Raw genomic sequence first — 17,773 nt, forward strand, 5'->3', positions numbered from 1 at the left:
GCGACCCTGCCCTCGAAGCCCTTCTCCTCCAGCGTGGTGCCGTCACCCGGATCGCCACCGCGCTGGGCATCTCCACCGCCGCCGTCAGCCAATGGAAGCGTGTCCCCGACGACCGGGTCGGCGAGGTCGCGCGCGCGCTCGGCGTGCCGCCCACCGTGGTGCGCCCCGACGCCGCCAGCCTGCCCGACCCCAGCCCGCCCGCCCCGCGCGAAGGAAACGCCCCCCGCATGGCCAATCGAATCCCGCTGCGCCGCCGCCGCCGTACCAAGATCGTGGCGACGCTTGGCCCGGCCTCTTCCACGGCCGAGGTGATCGAGCGGCTGTTCCGCGCCGGCGCCGACGTGTTCCGGCTGAATTTCTCGCATGGCAGCCACGAGGACCACGCCGCGCGCATCGCCATCATCCGCGCGCTGGAGAAGAAGGTGGACCGGCCCATCGGCATCCTCGCCGATGTCCAGGGCCCGAAGCTGCGCGTAGGCAAGTTCCAGGCGGGGCGCATCTCGCTGCAGACGGGGCAGAGCTTCCGGCTCGACCTCAGCCCCACGCCCGGCGATGTGCGCCGCGTGCAACTGCCGCACCCCGAGATCATCGCCGCCGCGCATATCGGCACCACGCTGCTGCTCGATGACGGCAAGCTGCGCCTGCGCGTGACCAAGCAGCGCGCCGACCATCTGGAGACGGAGGTGGTCGTCGGCGGCCCGCTCAGCGACCGCAAGGGGGTGAACGTGCCCGATGTGGTGCTGCCCATCCCGGCCCTGACCGAGAAGGACCGCAAGGACCTCGACTTCGTGCTGGAACAGGGGGTCGAATACATCGGGCTCAGCTTCGTCCAGCGGCCCGAGGATGTGGCCGAGGCCAAGGCGATCGCCGCGGGGCGCGCCTGGATCATGGTGAAGATGGAAAAGCCCCAGGCGGTGGAGAACCTGGATGCGATCCTGGACCTCGCCGATTGCGTCATGGTGGCGCGCGGCGATCTCGGCGTGGAATGCCCGCCCGAGGAGGTGCCGCTGATCCAGAAGCGCATCGTCCGCGCCGCGCGCACGCTCGGCAAGCCGGTGGTCGTGGCCACCCAGATGCTCGAGAGCATGATCAGCGCCCCCGCCCCCACCCGCGCCGAAGCGTCGGATGTCGCGACCGCCGTGTTCGACGGCGCCGATGCGGTGATGCTCTCGGCCGAGACGGCGGCCGGGCAATACCCCTTCGAGGCGGTGAACATCATGGACCGCATCATCGCCCGCGTGGAGCAGGACCCCGGCTGGCGGACGCTCACCGATGCCGAGCGCCCCGCCCCCGAGCGCAACTCGGCGGGTGCGATCGCCGCCGCCGCGCGCCAGGTGGCCGGCACGATCGAGGCCGAGGCCATCGCCACCTTCACCTCCACCGGCTCGACCACGCTGCGCGTGGCGCGGGAGCGACCGGGCAGCCCGATCCTGGGCCTGACCTCCTCGCTGCAGACGGCGCGGCGCATGGCGGCGGTCTGGGGGGTGCACCCGATCCTTTCGGTCGAGCCGCACTCCATGACGGACATGGTCGCAAAGGCGATCCGCGCCGCCAGCCAGGAAGGTTTCGCCAAGGCGGGCGACGAGGTGGTGGTCACGGCCGGCGTCCCCTTCGGCACGCCGGGCACCACCAACGCGCTGCGGGTTGCCATCGTGAAGTGAAGGCGGCATGGAGGCCCGCGTGACCGGGAGAAGATCCATGCCGATGCGCCGCCTGATCGCCGTCCTGCTGCTCGCCCTCGGCCTCGCCGCGCCGGCGCGCGCGCAGCAATCCGGGATCTATGACGTGACCGGGGTGAACCTGGACGGCACGCCCTATACGGGGCTGGCGCAGATCCGCCAGTCGGGGCTGGCCTCCTTCGCCATCATCTGGCGGATCGGCAGCGACGTGATCGAGGGCGTGGGCTTCGCCTCCGGCCGCACCATCTCGGTCGCCTATGGGCTGGCGCAGCGGCCGGGCATCGGCATCTACCAGCTCAACCCCGATGGCAGCATGGAAGGCGAGTGGACCATCATCGGCGCCCCGGCCATCGGGCGGGAGCGCCTGACGCTGCGCGGCGCGCCGGCCACCGCGACGCAAGCCGCACCCGCTGCCCCGGCGGCCGCCCCGGCCCCCGCGCCAGCCGCCACGCCTGCCCCCGGGCCCGCACCCGCCGCCGAAACCCCGGCCGCGCCGCCGCGCTGAGCCCGCGCGTCAGGCGCGCGGCATCGCCTGGCTGAGCCGCCCGCCCAGGCGCAGCGGCTCCACCCGCCGTGCGAGACCCGTGGTGTCGTCGGTCTCGACGAAGAGGCCGCAGACCGTGGCCGCGCCCTCGGCCGGGGCGAGCTTCTCGCCCGGCACCTTCTTCCAGAAGCGCAACGCAGCCGCGCCCTTCTGCATGCCGATGACGCTGTCATAGTCGCCGCACATGCCGGCATCGGTCATGTAGGCGGTGCCGCCCTCCAGGATCTGGTGGTCGGCGCTGGGCGTGTGGGTATGCGTGCCGATGACGAGCGAGACCTTGCCATCGAAGCTGTGCGCCAAGGCGAGCTTCTCGGAGGAGGCCTCGGCGTGGAAATCGACGATGATGGCCTGCACCGTGCCCTCGGCGCCCATGCGATGGCCGATCAGGGCGGCCTGGACGCCGCGGAAGGGATCATCCAGCGGATCCATGAACAGCCGCCCCATGGCCTGGATCACCAGGGCCCGCCGCCCGTCGCGCAGCACGGCGACAACGCTGCCATGGCCTGGCGTGCCGGGCGGGTAGTTCAGCGGGCGGATCAGGCGCGGCTCGCCCTCGATATAGGGAATGATCTCGCGCCGGTCCCAGGCGTGGTTGCCCAACGTGATGACATCGGCGCCGGCGAGGAACAGCGCCCGCGCCATCTCGGGCGCAAGGCCGAAGCCGTGGCTGGCATTCTCGGCATTCACCACGACGAGGTCGAGGTCGAGCGCCTTGCGCAGCTCGGGAATGGCCGCGCCGGCCGCATCGCGGCCTGAGCGACCGACGAGATCGCCGAGGAACAGGAGTCTCAAGAGGTGGCGGCTCCGCAGAAGAGAATGCCGCCTTCGGTGGCGATGGCGTGCAGGCGCGCGTCCTCCTCCCCGGCGGGCACTTCGTCAAGCGCCTGGCAGGCATAGGCGCAGCCGAGGCGCTGGGCCTGGGGGTAGAGCGGCAGGGTGCGGTCGTAATAGCCCCCGCCATAGCCCAGCCGCCGCCCGGCCGCATCGAAGGCCAGCAGCGGGATTAGGAAGAGGTCGGGCGTGAGGCGTTCGGCCTGCGGGGCGGGCTGGGCGGTGCCCATCGGGCCGGGCTGCAGCGGCGTCGCGGGGGTCCAGCGATGGAAGGTGAGCGGGTTGCCGCGCGGGGGCGTGATCGGCAGGGCGATGGGATGGCCGCGATCGTGCAGGGCGTGGAGCAGCGGGCGGATGTCGATCTCCGGCCCCATCGGCCAGAACCCCGCCACCACGGCCCCGGGCGCGATCGGCCAGTCGCGCAGCACATGGTCAGCAAGCGCGGCGCCGAGCGCCGGATCCTGCCCCGCCCGCCGCATCCGCGCCGACCGCCGCGCCGTCAGCTTGCGTTCAGCGAGGGTCACGGGCACCCCCTCTTCTTCTCCGGGCCGGGAAGGCGGCCCCGCGCGCAGAGGGCGCTGCCCACCCGCACACCAGCGCGTCGGCGCGAAGCCAAGGCCGCGGATGCGGCCGCCCGGCGTCTGAGGGCCGAGGCATCTCGGCCCCGCGCACAGCGCACCCTGATCACCGGCGCACCAGCGCGTCGGCGCGCAAGGCAAGCGGCCGGATGGCCGCGCCCGCCGCTTGAGGGCAAAGAAAGAAGCACGGAGCCGCCATGGCCGTGGGCGTGATAACCCTCCTGAGACCTGCTGGTGCAGGTGGGTGCCGGATACCCGGACCACGGTCCGGACAGCGCCAGCCCCCGGAGGATGCTCATTGGCCCCGGGGGTTAAGTTGCCTCACCAACCTGGCAGCCCCGCCCCACCAACCTAGGGACGGTCGAGGGTCTGGGCAATGCCCTCGATGCGATCGGCGATGCGGGCCAGCCGCTCGGCGAGCCTGGGATCGGCGACCGGCGTGGCCACGGCCTGCCCGGCCCGGGCCTGGGCGAGCGCGACCTTGAGGTCATGCACCTCATCGGCCAGCAGCAGCGCACCCAGCAGCAGCAGCCGGCTCTCGCCGAACTGACCGCCCATCGCCTTGATGGAGGAGACGCGCTTGTCGACCTCGGCGGCGAGGGAGACGAGATGCGCCTCCTGCCCGTCCTCGCAGGAAACGGGGTGGCTGTAGCCGCCGATGCGGACGGTGACCTGGCCCATCGCTAATTCTCCTCGCCCAGGGCGGCGCGCAACCGCGCGATGGTTTCGTCCAGACGGTCCGCGATGGCGGCCACCGCGGCGCGGGGCACCATGTCGGCGGTGCCGGCCTCGATGATGATGGGCTCGGGCGCCGGGCGCGGCCGCGCGGCCGCCTCGGCCAGCCGCTCCACCGCCGCCTCGAGCAGCGCCAGCGCGCGCCCCGTGGGGTCAGACCCCGAATATTCCCCGCGCGTCCCGGACACTGCCCGCCGAAGCCCCCGTTCTGCCTGTAAGCCTTGCCGCTGCTTGCCGCAGCGCACCCTGTCATGCTGCAACGCTTTGCATGGGCGACGCAAAGGGTCAACGGTTGCGCGCGGGCCGCGCCGTGCTCGTGCTGGATGCGGACCAGGCGCGCGCGGCGCTGGCGGCGGGGCCGGCCCTGCTGCTCTCGGCGGAGGGGGCGGCGGGCACGCTCGGCCCCCTTCTCTGGCGCGCGATGATCGCGGAGGCCGCCGCGGGCCGGGCGGTGGTCGATGCGCTGTGCTGCGCGGCGGCGGCGGGCGATGCGCTGGCCGCGCTGCGCGCCGGGTGCCGGCTGATCGTGCTGCGCGGCGATTGCCCGGGCTTCGCGCGCGTGGCGGCCATCGCGGCCGAGCTTGACGCCACGGTGCTGCCGGAGCGGCCCGAGGCGCTGGACCTGCGCGGGCTCGACCTGCGGCGGCCGGCGGGGCGCGCGATTCTGGCGCGCTGGCTCGACACCGACAACGGCACCCCCAAAGGCACCCCATGACAGGCCAGCGCACCTGCGCTACACGCCGCGCCATCCCCTTGATGAGGAACGACCCATGCGCCTGACGCCGAAGGTCCAGGAAATCCTGTCCTGGTATGAGAGCGACAACCCCGGCACGAAGGGCAACCTCGCCCGCATCCTGATGACCGGCAAGCTCGGCGGCACGGGCCGCATGGTGATCCTGCCCGTCGACCAGGGCTTCGAGCACGGCCCCGCGCGCAGCTTCGCGCCCAACCCCGCCGCCTATGACCCGCGCTATCATTTCGACCTCGCCATCGAGGCGGGGCTGAACGCCTATGCCGCGCCGCTCGGCCCGATGGAGGCCGCGGCCGCCACCTATGCCGGCTGCATCCCGACCATCCTGAAGGTCAACAGCTCCAACTCGCTGTCCACCACCAAGGACCAGGCGGTGACGGCGACGGTGGCGGATGCGCTGCGGCTGGGCTGCTCGGCCATCGGCTTCACCATCTACCCCGGCAGCGAATACCAGTTCGAGATGATGGAAGAGCTGCGCGAACTGTCGCAGGAAGCGAAGTCGGTCGGCCTCGCCGTCGTGACCTGGAGCTACCCGCGCGGGCCGATGCTGGACAAGGTGGGCGAGACGGCGCTCGACATCGCCGCCTATGCCGCGCACATCGCGGCCCTGACCGGGGCGCACATCATCAAGGTGAAGCCGCCCTCCGACGCGATCTTCCTCGACGCCGCCAAGAAGACCTACCAGTCCCACCCGGTCGAGGTGGCGGATGCCGCGAAGCGCATCGCGCATATCGTGCAGGCCTGCTTCGCCGGCCGGCGCCTGGTGGTGTTCTCGGGCGGCGAGGCGAAGGGTGCCGATGCGCTGCTCGCCGAGGTGAAGGCCATCCATGCCGGCGGCGGCAATGGCTCGATCGTCGGCCGCAACGCCTTCCAGCGCACGCGCGCCGAGGCGCTGAAGCTGCTCTCCGACATCATCGACGTCTACAAGACGCCGGTCTGAGACCTCGCCTGAGGTAGCGGCAATAGGCCCGGGGCGGGAACGTCCCGGGCCTTTTGCGTTACAGGGCGGCGAGGCGGGCCGGCACCTGCGCCAGCACCGCCTCCCCCGCATTGGCGAAGGCGAGACGCAGATGGCGTTCCTGGCCGGGGCCGAAGAAGGGGCCGGGGAGCGTCATCAGCCCCTGCTCGGCGGCAAGGATTTCCGCCGCGCGCATCGCCTCCGGCGCGCCTTCGGGCAGGCGGAGATAGGCGAAATAGGTGCCCATGGCGTCCAGCCGCCAGCCCGGAAGCTGGCTCACCTGCTGGCGGAAGAAGCCGGCGCGCGTGGCCATCATCGCGCGGTTTCCCTCCCGCCACTCGGCCAGGGCCGGGATGGCCCAGGCGATCACGGCCTGCGCCGGGCGGGCGGGGCAGATCTGCAGCGTGTCGAGCGCCTTGGCGAGCTCGGCCTGGAAGGCCGGCCCGGCGATGACGGCGCCGAGCCGATGGCCCGGCACGCAATAGGCCTTCGAGAAGCTGTAGAGATGCACCAGCACGTCGCGCCACTCGGGGTCCTGGAACAGCAGGTGCGGCGGCGCGGGATCGGCGAGGAAATCGCGATAGGTCTCATCCAGCACAAGCGCAGCGCCGTGCCTGCGGCAGATCGCCGCCACGGCCGCGATGACAGCGGGCGGATAGACCGCGCCGGTCGGGTTGTTGGGCGAGACCAGCACCACGGCGCGCGCGCGGTGTTCCACCAGCAGCGCCTCGACCAGGGCCGGATCGGGCACGAAGCCATCCTCGGGCCGGGTCGGGAGCGGGATGGGAAGCGCGCCCTGCAGGGTGAGGGTCATGTGGTGGTTGAAGTAGTAGGGGGTGGGCAGCAGCACCGCCTCCCCTTCCGCCGCCAGCGCGGCCATGACCATGGCAAAGGCGAGGTTGCACCCGGCGGTGATCGCGACCTCGGCAGGCGCGATGGGCGCGCCGTAGCGCGCGGCGACATCGGCGGCGAGGGCTTCGCGCAGCGCATCATCGCCCGCGATCGGCCCATAACCCGCGAAGGCCGCGCTGCCGGCCGCGGCACCGAGACGCGCCAGCAATTCGGGCGGCGGCGGATAGCCCGGCACGGCCTGCGTCAAATCGAGCGCCGGGCCGGCGCGTCCCTCATAGCGGGCGGCCCAGGCGCGGGCGGCGGGGATGGGCGGGGCGGCGGTGGCGCGCAGGCGGGGGGAGAGGATCATGGCGGACAGTCTTGCCCGCCTTTCGTGCCGCGCCCAGGGGTAGCCTGACACCCGAGACGCCGCGGCTTGCGCTCTTTTCTGTCCTGAACGAACCTCCCACCGCATCAGATGGTGCGGGCCAGGGATTGGCCAAGCCTGAGGCCCTCGCACCGAGCCGGTGGGAGATCGCCACAATGCCGAGCAGAATCGTCACGACCACCGAACTGGACAGCGTGCTCCTCGATGGCACGTCGCAATACCTCTACGTGTCCTCGACCGGGGACCTGCGCTTCACCGGCGATACGGTCGTCTCTTCCGGTATCGGCACCCTCGGAACCTCGATCATCAATTACGGCTCGATCGTCTCGCTGGTGGAGGGCGTCGGCCAGGCCGCGGTGCGCTACACCGCCGGCTTCGGAACACTGCAGAATGAGGGCTTCATCTCCAGCACCGGCGACGGCGTGCTCATCGGCCGCGACGCGGGCGCCAAAATCAACAATGGCGGGACCATCTTCGGTGCCGAGGTCGGGATCAACGTAGTCAACACAGTCGCCTGGATCACCATCGTCAACTCGGGCAGCATCTTCGGCGCCAATGGGATCATGGCCAATGGTCAGGTTTCCCTCGTCAATACCGGGGTGATCAGCGGCGAGTGGGTCGGGGTGCGGGGCTTCAACTCGGCGATCCAGGTGAACAACACCGGCACCATCTCGGCACGCGCTGGATACGCGGCGGTGGAAGGTGGCGGTCAAGGCGACACCGTCACGAACAGCGGCCGCCTGCTGGGCGCTGTGCTGCTGGGCAGCGGCAATGATCTCTATGACGGACGCCTTGGTATCGTGACCGACATGGTCTCGGGCGGCATGGACGCGGATACGATCCTGGGCGGGGCCGGCGCCGAGACGCTGATCGGTGGCGAGGACGATGACGAGATCCGCGGTGGCGGCGGCGACGACCTGATCATCGGCGGTCACGGTGCGGACCTGCTCGATGGCGGTGACGGCTTCGACATCGTCGGTTTCACCGAATTGCTGGAGCCGCTGCTGGTCGATCTGCAGAACAGCTCGCTCAACCTGGGTGACGCCGCCGAGGACGCCCTGCTGAACTTCGAGGGCGCGCAGGGCACTTCCTTTGCCGATACCCTGCGCGGCAGCGCCGCCGGCAATGAACTGCGCGGCGGGGCGGGCAACGACCTGCTCGATGGCCGCGCCGGGCCGGACACGCTGCGCGGCGGCCAGGGCGACGACCTGATGCTCGTGGACAGTGCGGGCGACCGGGTGGTCGAAAGGGCCGGCCAGGGCGCCGATACGGTGGTCGCTTCCGTCAGCTACCAGCTCATGGCGGGGTCGGAGGTGGAGTTCCTGGTCACCTCCGACGCGGCCGCGCTCACGGCGCTCAACTTCACCGGCTCCAACACGGCGAACACGCTGGTGGGCAATGCCGGCGCCAACCGGCTGAACGGGCGCGATGGCGCCGACATGCTGCGCGGCGAGGGCGGGCTCGACACGCTCTATGGCGGCAGTGATGGCGATACGCTGCTGGGCGGTGGCGGCAACGATCAGCTCTTCGGCGAGAGGGGCGAGGATTCGCTCGAGGGCGGCGAGGGCAATGACCGGCTGACCGGCGGCGAGGACAATGACGTGCTGACCGGCGGCGCCGGGCAGGATCAGTTCATCTTCGACAGGCCGGCCTTCTGGTCCTTCGGTCCGCTCAGCTTGGTGAACCGCGACACGATCACCGACTTCAACCCGGTGGACGACACGATCCGCATCTCCCTGGCTGCCTTCCCCGAACTCGGCGTCGCGGGCGCGCTCCAGGCGGGTGCCTTCCTGAACGCGGTCGGCGGCGGGGCCACGCTGACGAGCCACCGCATCATCTACGACCCGGCAACCGGGATCATCTGGTACGATTCCAACGGCAGCGACCCCTCCTTCCCCGTGCAGATCGCGGTGCTGGAGAACCTACCCGCCAACGTCACCGCCGGCGATTTCGTCATCATCGCCTGAGGCTACTCGAAAGCGAGCCGACCGGTGACGTGGCGCCAATAGTGCCACAGCAGCCGCGCGGCGAGGCTGCGCCAGGGCGCCCATGCCTGGGCGAGATCCACCAGCTCTTTCGTCTTCGGCCGCACCTCCCACCCGCGCAGATGCGCGAGTGCCGCGGCCAGCGCCACGTCGCCGGCCGGGAAGACATCCGCGCGCTGCTCGGCGAAGAGCAGATGCACCGCCGCCGTCCAGGGGCCCAGGCCGCGCACGGCGCTCAGATGCGCGATGGCCTCGGCATCGTCCATCCCGGCCAGCGCCCCGAGCCGCAGCGTGCCGTCCTGGATGGCCGTGGCGAGCGCGCGCGCATGCGCCGCCTTGGGCCGCGAGAGGCCCGCCACGCCGCACAGCGTCGCATCGTCCAGGGCGAGAAGCCCGACCGGATCGAGCGCGCCCGGAATGGCGGAGAGCCGCCCCCAGATCGCCCCGGCGGCGGCGTTGGAGATCTGCTGGCCGCAGATGGTGCGCAACAGGCCCGGAAAACCCGGCGCGCGCGTGCGCCAGGGCAAGGGCCCGGCCAGGGGCAGGATCCGCGCGAGGTCGCCATCGCGCGCCGCCAACTCGGCCAGGCCGCGATGCGCCCAATCGGGGGGGGCGGGAAAAGACGGCGGGGATGGGGGAGAAGTGTCCATCCCCGCCGCCCTACAGCAGACCACCCGGATGGTGCAGTGGGGGGGGTCTCGCGGCGAGGGGAAGTGGCCGCGCCGGGTGGTCCGTCGTGTTTCGCAGGATGGGGAGCCAAGGTTACGGCCCCAAGGGGCGATGCGTCAGGAAGTGCAACGCTGCGTTGCAGGCGGCCCGGCGGTTACACAGCGCAACATCGCCGCCCCCCAAACCCGCCGCTTCGCGCTATGTTACACGGCATGGACAGCAACGCCCCCCATATCCTCGTCGTCGATGACGACCGCGAGATCCGCGACCTGCTCGGCAAGTTCCTCGAGAAGCAATCCTTCCGCGTGACCGCCGCGCGCGATGCGCGGGAGGCGCGGAAGCTCTGGCCGCTCGGGCGCTATCACCTCGTGGTGCTGGACCTGATGATGCCCGGCGAATCGGGCCTCGACCTCGCGCGCTGGCTGCGCAGCCAATCCGAGGTGCCGATCGTGATGCTGACCGCGATGGGCGAGGAGACGGACCGCATCGTGGGGCTCGAGCTTGGCGCCGATGACTACGTCGCCAAGCCCTTCAACCCGCGCGAGCTGCTCGCGCGCATCCGCGCCGTGTTGCGCCGCGCCACCGCCGACAGCTCCACCGATCCGGGGCGCGAGCCACCGGCCAAGGTGCTGCGCTTCGCCGGCTGGGTGCTGGAGCCCACGCGCCGGCGCCTGCTCAACCCCGATGGCGCCGAGGTGCCGCTGACCGGGGGCGAATATGAACTTCTGATGGTGCTGGTCGAGCGCCCGAACCGGGTGCTGACGCGCGACATGCTGATGGACCTGCTGCGCGGACGACAGGCCGGGCCCTTCGACCGCGCCATCGATGTCGCCGTCTCCCGACTGCGGCGCAAGCTTGAGGATGACGGGCGCAACCCGCAGGTCATCAAGACCGTGCGCGGCGGCGGCTATGTGCTCTCCGCCACGGTGGAACGCGGTTGAGACCCTTTCGCTGGCTCGGCTGGTTCTGGCCGCGCAGCCTCGCGGGCCGGACCGCGACGGTCCTGCTGGTGGGCCTGGTGCTGGTGCAGGTGGCGGGGCTGACCATCCATGCGCTCGACCGCGTGGATCTGCAGCGCTTCCAGCAGGCGCGCGATGTCTCGCAGCGCGCCTTCACGCTCTGGCGCACCCTCGCGCAGACCCAGGGCGAGCGGCGCGGGGCGATGCTCGCCGAGTTCGACCTGCCGCCGGGCCTGCGCGCGGAGCTGGGCGACGAGCCCTCGGCCAGCCGCCGCTACCCGCCCCCGCCCCCGCCCCTGATGCGGCTGTTCCGCACCGAGGCGATCATGTCCGCCCCGCCGCGCTTCCGCCCGCGGGAGATGGAGGTCTCGGGCGGGTCGCGGCCGGGGGTGATGCATGTCAGCCTGCGCTTCGCGGATGGCCACTGGCTGAACCTGCGCGTGGAGTTGCCGCCGCCACGGCCCTGGCATTCCGAGACCTTCCTGATCTCCTTCCTGCTGATGACCGTGGCCGCGGCCGGGCTGACGCTCTGGGCGGTGCGGCGGATGATGCGCCCGGTGCGCGATCTGGCGGCGGCGGCGGACCGGCTGGGGCGGGACGTGAACGCCGCCCCCCTGCCCGAATCCGGCCCCGCCGAGGTCGCCACCGCCGCGCGCGCCTTCAACACCATGGCCGAGCGCATCCGCCGCTACGTCGCGGACCGCACGCAGATGCTCGCCGCCATCGGCCATGACCTCAAGACGCCGATCACGCGCCTCAAGCTGCGCGCCGAATTCCTCGACGATGACGAGCAGCGGCGGAAGATGCTGGCGGACCTCGATGAGATGGAGGCGATGATCGCCGCCACCCTCACCTTCGCGCGCGACGATTCCGCGGCCGAGCCCTCGGTGCCCGTGGATCTCGCCGCGCTGTGCCGCACCGTGCTGGATGAGGCCGCCGATGCCGCGGATGCGGAGACGGCCGAGCGCATCGCCTATGCGGGGCCGGAGCACCTGACCGTCTCGGCAAGGCCGGTGGCGCTGAAGCGCGCCCTGGCCAATCTGGTAGGCAATGCGGTGGCCTATGGGGGTGCGGCACGGCTGACGCTCACCCCACCCGCCACGGGGGTGCTGCGCATCAGCGTCGCGGATGACGGGCCCGGCGTGCCGGAGCACGAGTTGGAAGCCGTGTTCCAGCCCTTCCGCCGGCTCGAGACCAGCCGCAACCGGGAGACAGGCGGCACCGGGCTCGGCCTGCCGATCGCACGCAACATCTTCCGCGCCCATGGCGGCGATGTGGTGCTGCGCAACCGCCGTGAGGGCGGGCTGGAGGCGGTGGCGAGCCTGCCGGTTTAGAGCACTATGCGTTCAGATGGGTCGCGGCGCCGCCGCGACGCTGAACGCATTTCTTGCTCTAGATTCAATGATTTCCAGAGCACGAGCTGCGTTCACCAGAACGCAGCGTGCTCTGGCGACCGGGCTGGCATGCAGCCTGCAAACCTTCCCTGGCAGAGCAGTCTGACGGGGAATTTTTGCAAAATGCATTGCCACTTGCAGGTTCGACGGTGGGTCCTTGCCGGTGTGGTGATCCTGGCCTCGCTTCTTGCAACGCCCCCTGCCCTGGCGCAGTCGCCGGCCGAGCAGCAATGCCGCGCCGCCTGCGCGGCCCTGCCGCGCGATGACCGGGCGCGGCTGCTTTCCTGCCTGTCGCGCTGCGGCGTCGCGGTGCAGGGCGCCCAGGCGCAGCCGGCGCGCAGCAATGCCCGCCAGCCGACACAGCCCCAGCCGCGGCTGGTGGCGGGCAATGGCTATGGCCGGCCGGTCGCGAGCCTCGGCGTCCCCACCGCCCAGGCCGCGCAGGTGGCCCTGAACGCCCCACCGCGCACGAATACGCCGCAAAGCTGGGGCGCGATCTACGCCGCGCCGGCGCCGCATCCGGGCCTTGGCATCGTCAGCGGCCAGCGCGATCGGCTGCAGGCGCATGGCCGGGCCGAGACTGCCTGCGCCGCCCGCGCCAATGGCCAGCCCTGCCGGATGCTGGTGGAGTTTACCTCCGGCTGCGCCGCCGCCGCCCGGGCGGAGCGGGGCGACCGCGTGGCCTTCACCGCGGCCGAGACGGGCAGCACGCGCGCCGCGGCGGAACATGCGGCGATCGGCGCCTGCCAGACCCGCAGCCGGGATTCCTGCCGCGTGGTGCAGACGGTCTGCGCGGGCTGATCAGAAGCCCGCGAGCCAGAGCGCCACTTCACCGGCGACGAGGCTTGCGCTCAGGCCGATGACGGTCCAGCGCATCGCCTCCCGCCAGGCGGGTTCGGCCGGGCGGGCGCGGCGCATGGCGCGCGGCGGGCTGGGGATGCCAAGGTCGGCCAGGCCGAACCGGGTGGTGAAGGGGCCGGCCGAGCCGGCGGCACAGGTCGCGCTTCTCATGGGCTGAGAAGAACATAAACAGAACATCGACGCAAGCGGGAAAGATGTCGCCGCACCGACGTGCCCCTTGCGGCATCGGTCGCAACGCCCGACCATAGGATGAACGAAGGAGCGCCGCATGACCACCGCATCCGATCCGCGCCTTGCCCGGCGCCTGCTTGTGTTGCGCCTGGCGGCCCTCGGTGGCGCGGCCGCGGTGCCTGTCGCGGCCTCGGCCCAGGGCACGAAGTCGGGCGGGGGCGGTGCGCCCGGCGGCAAGGGCGGCACCGCGCCGCCGCCGCAGCGCAGCGGCATCACCGATGCCGATCCCTCCGACGCGCCCGGTCAGGGGCGCAACACCCGCCCGCCGACCGGCCTGACCGACTCCGACCCAAATGACGCCCCGGGCCAGGGCCGCGGAGGCAACCGAGGACAGCAGGGGCCGAGCGATTCCGACCCTTCCGACCCGCCCGGGCGTGGCCGCGGCGGCAACCGGCAGCAGACGGGCGTCAGCGATGCCGATCCCTCCGACCCGCCGGGTCAGGGCCGTGGCGGCTCGCGCGGCCAGCAGGGCCAGGGCCCCAGCGACTCCGACCCTTCCGACCCGCCCGGGCGCGGGCGCGGCGGCAACCGCCAGCAGACCGGGGTGACCGACAACGACCCCTCCGACCCGCCGAATGGCGGGCGCGGCGGCAATCGCGGCCCGCAGGCGCCGGCCGGGCCTTCCGACAGCGATCCCTCCGACCCGCCGGGGCGCGGCCGCGGCGCCTCGCCGCGCGGCGACATCAAGCGGACCTGAGCAAAATCCCGCGCCCGGAGAAGAACTCGCCGAAGGTGCCTGGCGCGAGGCGCTGGTCGATGCGCGTCGCGCCGGTATCACCCGAGGGGTTGTGCAGGCGCAGCGCGCCTGCGGCGGTGACGCCGAAGACCAGCACCAGATGCCCGCCGCGGCTGGGCGGCGGCATATCGGGCCGGCGAATGCCCGGATGGACCGAGGCGATGAACAATCCGCCGTCGGCCACCAGCGGCGGGATCGCCGCGGCGTCGATATCGAGCAGGGTCTCGGCTGCCAGGCCGAGCCCGTTCAACCAGGCCACGGCGCCGGCATAGATGAGGCCGCGGATCGCGCCATCCGGCTGCTCGACATAGCCGCCCAGCGCCTGCACGGCGCGGCGGATGTCATGGATGGGCGGCACCGCCCGCCCGCGCGCGCCAAGCGCCATCTGCAGGCAGGCGCAGCCGCAGAGATGCTCCGCCCAGCGCGCATATTCGGCCGCGCTTTCCGCCCCGCTCGCTGGCCAGAGCGGGTCCGTCGCCGCATCGCGCCCGGCAAGGAATTCGGCGACCAGCGCCGCGCTTTCCCACTGGGCGCGATAGGGCGGGATCAATCGTTCAGGTGGCACGCGCTGCGATGGGCGGCGCCGATGGTCTTGAGCTTGGGCACCTCCACCCGGCAGCGGTCGAAGGCCAGCGGGCAGCGCGGGTGGAAGTGGCAGCCCGGCGGCGGATTCAGCGGCGAGGGGATCTCCCCCTTCACCGTCGCGAAGGCGCGCTTGCGGTTGCCGATGCGCGGCACGCTATCCAGGAGCGAGCGCGTATAGGGGTGGCTGGCGCGGGCGAAGACCTCCTCGGTCGGCGCTTCCTCCACCACGCGACCGAGATACATGATCACCACGCGGTCGCTCAGATGCTCCACCACGCCGAGGTCGTGGCTGATGAACAGATAGGTGAGGTCGAGCTCGCGCCGCAGCCGCATGAACAGGTTCAGGATCTGCGCCTGGATCGAGACGTCGAGCGCGGCCACCGCCTCATCGCAGACGATGAAGTCGGGCTGCACGGCCAGCGCACGGGCAATGCCGATGCGCTGGCGCTGGCCGCCCGAGAACTGGTGCGGGTAGCGGCGCTTGAAGGTGGGGTCGAGCCCCGCGCGGCGCATCTGGTCATCGACATAGGCGTCGAAGCCGCTGCGCTTGACCAGGCCATGCACCAGCGGCGCCTCGCCCACGATGTCGGCCACGCGCATGCGCGGATTGAGGCTGGCATAAGGATCCTGGAAGATCATCTGCCGGCGCAGTTTTCCGAGTTTCGCCGCCTCGCCCTGCAGCGTGGCGACGTCGGTCCCGTTCCAAAGCACCTGGCCCTCGGATTGCGGCAGGATGCCCGCGACGATGCGCCCGAGCGTGGATTTGCCGCAGCCGCTCTCGCCGACCAGGCCCACCACCTCGCCCTTGCGCACGCGCAGATCGACATTGTCCACCGCGTGCACGACCTCCTCGCGCACATCGGCGCCGAGGCGCCGGGCGAGCTTCGCCGCGATGTCGAGCTTCTTGGCGAAGCGGCGGGAGACGCCGCGCAGCTCCACCATCGGCACTTCGCTGTCCGCAAAGCTGCGGGTGGCGTGGGTGGCCCCCTCCTTCATCCCAGCTTCGCTCATGCCACATACTCCGCTTCGAGGTGCGGACGGTGGCAGCGCGCCATGCGGGCCGGGCGCCACTCGCGCAGTTCCGGCATCTCGGCGCAATCGGTGCCGGCGCGCGGGCAGCGCGTGCGGAAGGCGCAGCCGGGCTGGAGGCCAAGCAAGGAGGGCGTCATGCCCGGGATCTGGCGCAGCGGCTCGCCGCGCTTGTTGCGCGAAGGCACCGAGCCGATCAGCCCATGCGTGTAGGGGTGCAGCGGCAGGTCCAGCACCTCTCCCACATCGCCGTATTCGACGATCTTGCCGGCGTACATCACCGCGATGTCGTCGGCGAGGCCGGCGACGACCGAGAGGTCATGCGTGATCCAGATCATCGAGGTGCCGGCGTTCAGGCACAGCTTCTGCACCTCGGCGAGGATCTGGCCCTGGATCGTGACGTCGAGCGCGGTGGTGGGTTCATCCGCCACGATCAGCTCGGGGCGGTGCAGCAGCGCGATGGCGATGGCCACGCGCTGTCGCATGCCGCCGGAGAACTGGTGCGGGTAGGATTTCAGCCGCTCCTCCGGGCTCGGGATGCCGACCATGCCGAGTGCATCGCGCGCCCGGGCGCGGGCCTCGGCCTCGGGCACCTTCTCATGCGCCAGCACCGTCTCGATCATCTGCGTGTCGATGCGCAGGACCGGGTTCAGCGTCATCATCGGGTCCTGGAAGATCATCGCGATGCGGTTGCCCCGCAGGGCGCGCATCTCCTCCTCGGAACAGGTCGCGAGGTCGCGGCCCTGGAACAGGATCTGCCCGCTGACGATGCGCCCCGGCGGATCGACCAGGCCCATGACGGAGAAGCCCGTCACGGTCTTGCCAGAGCCGCTTTCGCCGACCAGGCCCAGCACCTTGCCGCGGCCCACGGTGAAGGAGACATCGTCCACCGCGCGCACCACGCCGGCGCGGGTGAAGAAATGCGTGCAGAGGTTGCGGACCTCGAGGGTGGGTGCCGTCATCGCGAGAAACCTTCGCCAATCCCCGGCCGCAATGCGGCCGGCGCGCGCAGGGCGACATGGTCACCCGAACCACAATGCGTCGGCGCGCAAGCCAAGCGCGCGGAGCGCGCGCCCGGCGCCTGAGGGCACAAGAAACCGAGGCTCACTTCTTGAGCCTCGGGTTCAGCACGTCACGCAGATGGTCGCCGACGAGGTTGATCGAGACGATGGTGATCAGCAGCGCGATGCCCGGATAGAAGCTGATCCAGTACTTGCCCGAGAGCATGTACTCATACCCGTTCGCGATCAGCAGGCCGAGCGAGGGCTCGGTAATCGGCACGCCCAGGCCGAGGAAGGAGAGGGTCGCCTCCAGCGCGATGGCGCGCGCGACCTGCATCGTGCCGATGACGATCAGCGGCGGCAGGCAGTTGGGCAGGAGATGGCGGAACAGGATGCGATGCGTGGGCAAAGCGAGGCATTGCGCGGCCTCGATGTATTCGCGCCGGCGCTCGACCAGTGCGGTGCCGCGCACCGTGCGCGCGTAATAGGCCCATTCGACGATGACGATGGCGATCACCACATTGGCGATCGACTTGCCCAGGAAGGCCAGGATCATCAGCGCGACGAGGATGGCGGGGAAGGACAGCTGCAGGTCGACCACGCGCATGATGGCGCTGTCGGTCTTCCCGCCCGCATAGGCCGCGAGCAGGCCGAGCGAGGCGCCGACGAGGCAGGCGATCAGCGCCGAGCCCGCGCCCACGGTCAGCGAGATGCGCAGCCCGTACATGATGCCCGAGAGCATGTCGCGCCCCTGGTCATCGGTGCCGAGCCAATAGGTGATGGTCCCGTCGCCGGATTTCGACCCAGGTTCGAGCCGCCCATCCATGATGTCCAGCACCGCGAGGTCATAGGGATTCTGCGGCGCGATGAAGGGCGCCAGCAGCGCGACCAGCACGATGACCGAGAAGACCGCGAGCCCGAACAGCGCGATCTTGGATTCCGCGAATTCGGAAACGAAACGCTGGAAGGGTGTCTCCACCCTGTCCTGCTTCGGGGCAGCGGGCGTGGTGCCGACAGCCGCACTCATC

At 71.3% G+C, this 17,773-nt stretch carries 20 protein-coding genes and 1 other RNA gene; 9 read left to right on the plus strand and 12 right to left on the minus strand.

Going from position 1 to position 17,773, the window contains the following annotated elements; all coding sequences use genetic code 11:
* Window positions 1–227 precede the first annotated feature (227 nt).
* Both pyk and AC2D9U_RS04775 read left to right on the plus strand, forming a co-directional pair.
* On the plus strand, window positions 228–1,661 hold the full coding sequence (gene pyk, locus AC2D9U_RS04770) for a pyruvate kinase (RefSeq protein WP_484747330.1): 1,434 nt from the start codon (window positions 228–230) through the stop codon (window positions 1,659–1,661).
* A gap of 37 nt (window positions 1,662–1,698) precedes the next feature.
* On the plus strand, window positions 1,699–2,184 hold the full coding sequence (locus AC2D9U_RS04775; protein ID WP_484746933.1) for a hypothetical protein: 486 nt from the start codon (window positions 1,699–1,701) through the stop codon (window positions 2,182–2,184).
* A 9-nt stretch (window positions 2,185–2,193) separates the two neighbouring features.
* On the opposite strand, the gene AC2D9U_RS04780 is transcribed toward AC2D9U_RS04775, so the two are convergent.
* From AC2D9U_RS04780 to AC2D9U_RS04800, 5 genes are all read right to left on the minus strand, one after another.
* Complete coding sequence (locus tag AC2D9U_RS04780; RefSeq protein WP_484746935.1) at window positions 2,194–3,015, minus strand: TIGR00282 family metallophosphoesterase; 822 nt, start codon at window positions 3,013–3,015, stop codon at window positions 2,194–2,196.
* A complete protein-coding gene (locus tag AC2D9U_RS04785; RefSeq protein WP_484746936.1) occupies window positions 3,012–3,578 on the minus strand; it encodes a 5-formyltetrahydrofolate cyclo-ligase in 567 nt (188 codons plus the stop codon). The genes AC2D9U_RS04780 and AC2D9U_RS04785 overlap by 4 nt, the downstream gene beginning before the upstream one ends.
* 239 nt (window positions 3,579–3,817) lie before the next feature.
* A non-coding RNA gene (gene ssrS / locus AC2D9U_RS04790) (6S RNA) lies at window positions 3,818–3,974 on the minus strand.
* A 9-nt stretch (window positions 3,975–3,983) separates the two neighbouring features.
* Window positions 3,984–4,313, minus strand: coding sequence for a cell division protein ZapA (gene zapA / locus AC2D9U_RS04795; RefSeq protein ID WP_484746937.1), 330 nt, complete (start codon window positions 4,311–4,313; stop codon window positions 3,984–3,986).
* Window positions 4,314–4,315: 2 nt separating this feature from the next.
* Complete coding sequence (locus AC2D9U_RS04800; protein WP_484746939.1) at window positions 4,316–4,555, minus strand: hypothetical protein; 240 nt, start codon at window positions 4,553–4,555, stop codon at window positions 4,316–4,318.
* An 80-nt stretch (window positions 4,556–4,635) separates the two neighbouring features.
* Between AC2D9U_RS04800 and AC2D9U_RS04805 the strand changes: the two genes are divergently transcribed.
* On the plus strand, window positions 4,636–5,082 hold the full coding sequence (locus tag AC2D9U_RS04805) for a hypothetical protein (RefSeq protein WP_484746941.1): 447 nt from the start codon (window positions 4,636–4,638) through the stop codon (window positions 5,080–5,082).
* A gap of 55 nt (window positions 5,083–5,137) precedes the next feature.
* Window positions 5,138–6,058, plus strand: coding sequence for a class I fructose-bisphosphate aldolase (locus tag AC2D9U_RS04810; RefSeq protein ID WP_484746943.1), 921 nt, complete (start codon window positions 5,138–5,140; stop codon window positions 6,056–6,058).
* Window positions 6,059–6,116: 58 nt separating this feature from the next.
* Here the strand turns inward: AC2D9U_RS04810 and AC2D9U_RS04815 are convergent, their stop codons facing one another.
* A complete protein-coding gene (locus tag AC2D9U_RS04815) occupies window positions 6,117–7,277 on the minus strand; it encodes an aminotransferase (RefSeq protein ID WP_484746945.1) in 1,161 nt (386 codons plus the stop codon).
* Window positions 7,278–7,450: 173 nt separating this feature from the next.
* Here AC2D9U_RS04815 and AC2D9U_RS04820 point away from each other — a divergent pair, with 173 nt between their 5' ends.
* Window positions 7,451–9,262 carry a calcium-binding protein gene (locus tag AC2D9U_RS04820; protein ID WP_484746946.1) on the plus strand — a complete coding sequence of 604 codons (1,812 nt, stop codon included), beginning with the start codon at window positions 7,451–7,453 and terminating at the stop codon, window positions 9,260–9,262.
* Window positions 9,263–9,264: 2 nt separating this feature from the next.
* Here AC2D9U_RS04820 and AC2D9U_RS04825 read toward each other — a convergent pair whose 3' ends face one another.
* Entirely contained in the window at window positions 9,265–9,930 is a 666-nt protein-coding gene (locus AC2D9U_RS04825; RefSeq protein ID WP_484746948.1) for a DNA-3-methyladenine glycosylase family protein, read from the minus strand.
* Between the two features lie 231 nt (window positions 9,931–10,161).
* On the opposite strand from AC2D9U_RS04825, the gene AC2D9U_RS04830 reads away from it, so the two are divergent.
* The 3 genes from AC2D9U_RS04830 to AC2D9U_RS04840 all read left to right on the plus strand — a co-directional run bounded on the left by AC2D9U_RS04830 (window position 10,162) and on the right by AC2D9U_RS04840 (window position 13,103).
* Window positions 10,162–10,890 carry a response regulator gene (locus AC2D9U_RS04830; protein ID WP_484746950.1) on the plus strand — a complete coding sequence of 243 codons (729 nt, stop codon included), beginning with the start codon at window positions 10,162–10,164 and terminating at the stop codon, window positions 10,888–10,890.
* A complete protein-coding gene (locus AC2D9U_RS04835) occupies window positions 10,887–12,242 on the plus strand; it encodes an ATP-binding protein (RefSeq protein WP_484746951.1) in 1,356 nt (451 codons plus the stop codon). Before AC2D9U_RS04830 ends, AC2D9U_RS04835 begins: the two co-directional genes overlap by 4 nt.
* A 195-nt stretch (window positions 12,243–12,437) precedes the next feature.
* Window positions 12,438–13,103 (plus strand): DUF4189 domain-containing protein, encoded by a 666-nt coding sequence (locus AC2D9U_RS04840; protein ID WP_484746953.1) that lies wholly within the window; start codon window positions 12,438–12,440, stop codon window positions 13,101–13,103.
* Here the strand turns inward: AC2D9U_RS04840 and AC2D9U_RS04845 are convergent, their stop codons facing one another.
* Window positions 13,104–13,313 (minus strand): hypothetical protein, encoded by a 210-nt coding sequence (locus AC2D9U_RS04845; protein WP_484746955.1) that lies wholly within the window; start codon window positions 13,311–13,313, stop codon window positions 13,104–13,106.
* 118 nt (window positions 13,314–13,431) lie between these two features.
* Between AC2D9U_RS04845 and AC2D9U_RS04850 the strand changes: the two genes are divergently transcribed.
* Window positions 13,432–14,091: a hypothetical protein gene (locus AC2D9U_RS04850; RefSeq protein ID WP_484746957.1), complete on the plus strand. Its 660-nt coding sequence runs from the start codon at window positions 13,432–13,434 to the stop codon at window positions 14,089–14,091.
* On the opposite strand, the gene AC2D9U_RS04855 is transcribed toward AC2D9U_RS04850, so the two are convergent.
* The 4 genes from AC2D9U_RS04855 to AC2D9U_RS04870 form a co-directional block, all read right to left on the minus strand.
* On the minus strand, window positions 14,078–14,695 hold the full coding sequence (locus AC2D9U_RS04855; protein ID WP_484746958.1) for a cysteine peptidase family C39 domain-containing protein: 618 nt from the start codon (window positions 14,693–14,695) through the stop codon (window positions 14,078–14,080). The two genes, AC2D9U_RS04850 and AC2D9U_RS04855, sit on opposite strands and share 14 nt — an antisense overlap.
* A complete protein-coding gene (locus AC2D9U_RS04860; protein WP_484747331.1) occupies window positions 14,677–15,711 on the minus strand; it encodes an ABC transporter ATP-binding protein in 1,035 nt (344 codons plus the stop codon). The genes AC2D9U_RS04855 and AC2D9U_RS04860 overlap by 19 nt, the downstream gene beginning before the upstream one ends.
* 11 nt (window positions 15,712–15,722) lie before the next feature.
* A complete protein-coding gene (locus tag AC2D9U_RS04865; protein WP_484746960.1) occupies window positions 15,723–16,706 on the minus strand; it encodes an ABC transporter ATP-binding protein in 984 nt (327 codons plus the stop codon).
* 142 nt (window positions 16,707–16,848) lie between these two features.
* Window positions 16,849–17,772, minus strand: a complete 924-nt coding sequence (locus AC2D9U_RS04870) for an ABC transporter permease (RefSeq protein WP_484746961.1) — start codon at window positions 17,770–17,772, stop codon at window positions 16,849–16,851.
* Window position 17,773 lies beyond the last annotated feature (1 nt).

This window comes from Roseomonas sp. TF40 (genome assembly GCF_057219975.1).

Excerpts from the sequence above, each read along its gene's own strand:
- pyk (WP_484747330.1), top strand. The coding sequence starts at position 228 with ATGGCCAATCGAATCCCGCTGCGCCGCCGCCGCCGTACCAAGATCGTG.
- AC2D9U_RS04820 (WP_484746946.1), top strand. The coding sequence starts at position 7,451 with ATGCCGAGCAGAATCGTCACGACCACCGAACTGGACAGCGTGCTCCTC.
- AC2D9U_RS04845 (WP_484746955.1), bottom strand. The coding sequence starts at position 13,313 with ATGAGAAGCGCGACCTGTGCCGCCGGCTCGGCCGGCCCCTTCACCACC.
- AC2D9U_RS04850 (WP_484746957.1), top strand. The coding sequence starts at position 13,432 with ATGACCACCGCATCCGATCCGCGCCTTGCCCGGCGCCTGCTTGTGTTG.
- AC2D9U_RS04830 (WP_484746950.1), top strand. The coding sequence starts at position 10,162 with ATGGACAGCAACGCCCCCCATATCCTCGTCGTCGATGACGACCGCGAG.
- AC2D9U_RS04815 (WP_484746945.1), bottom strand. The coding sequence starts at position 7,277 with ATGATCCTCTCCCCCCGCCTGCGCGCCACCGCCGCCCCGCCCATCCCC.
- AC2D9U_RS04775 (WP_484746933.1), top strand. The coding sequence starts at position 1,699 with ATGCCGATGCGCCGCCTGATCGCCGTCCTGCTGCTCGCCCTCGGCCTC.
- AC2D9U_RS04805 (WP_484746941.1), top strand. The coding sequence starts at position 4,636 with ATGGGCGACGCAAAGGGTCAACGGTTGCGCGCGGGCCGCGCCGTGCTC.
- AC2D9U_RS04825 (WP_484746948.1), bottom strand. The coding sequence starts at position 9,930 with ATGGACACTTCTCCCCCATCCCCGCCGTCTTTTCCCGCCCCCCCCGAT.
- AC2D9U_RS04860 (WP_484747331.1), bottom strand. The coding sequence starts at position 15,711 with ATGAAGGAGGGGGCCACCCACGCCACCCGCAGCTTTGCGGACAGCGAA.
- AC2D9U_RS04810 (WP_484746943.1), top strand. The coding sequence starts at position 5,138 with ATGCGCCTGACGCCGAAGGTCCAGGAAATCCTGTCCTGGTATGAGAGC.
- AC2D9U_RS04865 (WP_484746960.1), bottom strand. The coding sequence starts at position 16,706 with ATGACGGCACCCACCCTCGAGGTCCGCAACCTCTGCACGCATTTCTTC.
- zapA (WP_484746937.1), bottom strand. The coding sequence starts at position 4,313 with ATGGGCCAGGTCACCGTCCGCATCGGCGGCTACAGCCACCCCGTTTCC.
- AC2D9U_RS04870 (WP_484746961.1), bottom strand. The coding sequence starts at position 17,772 with ATGAGTGCGGCTGTCGGCACCACGCCCGCTGCCCCGAAGCAGGACAGG.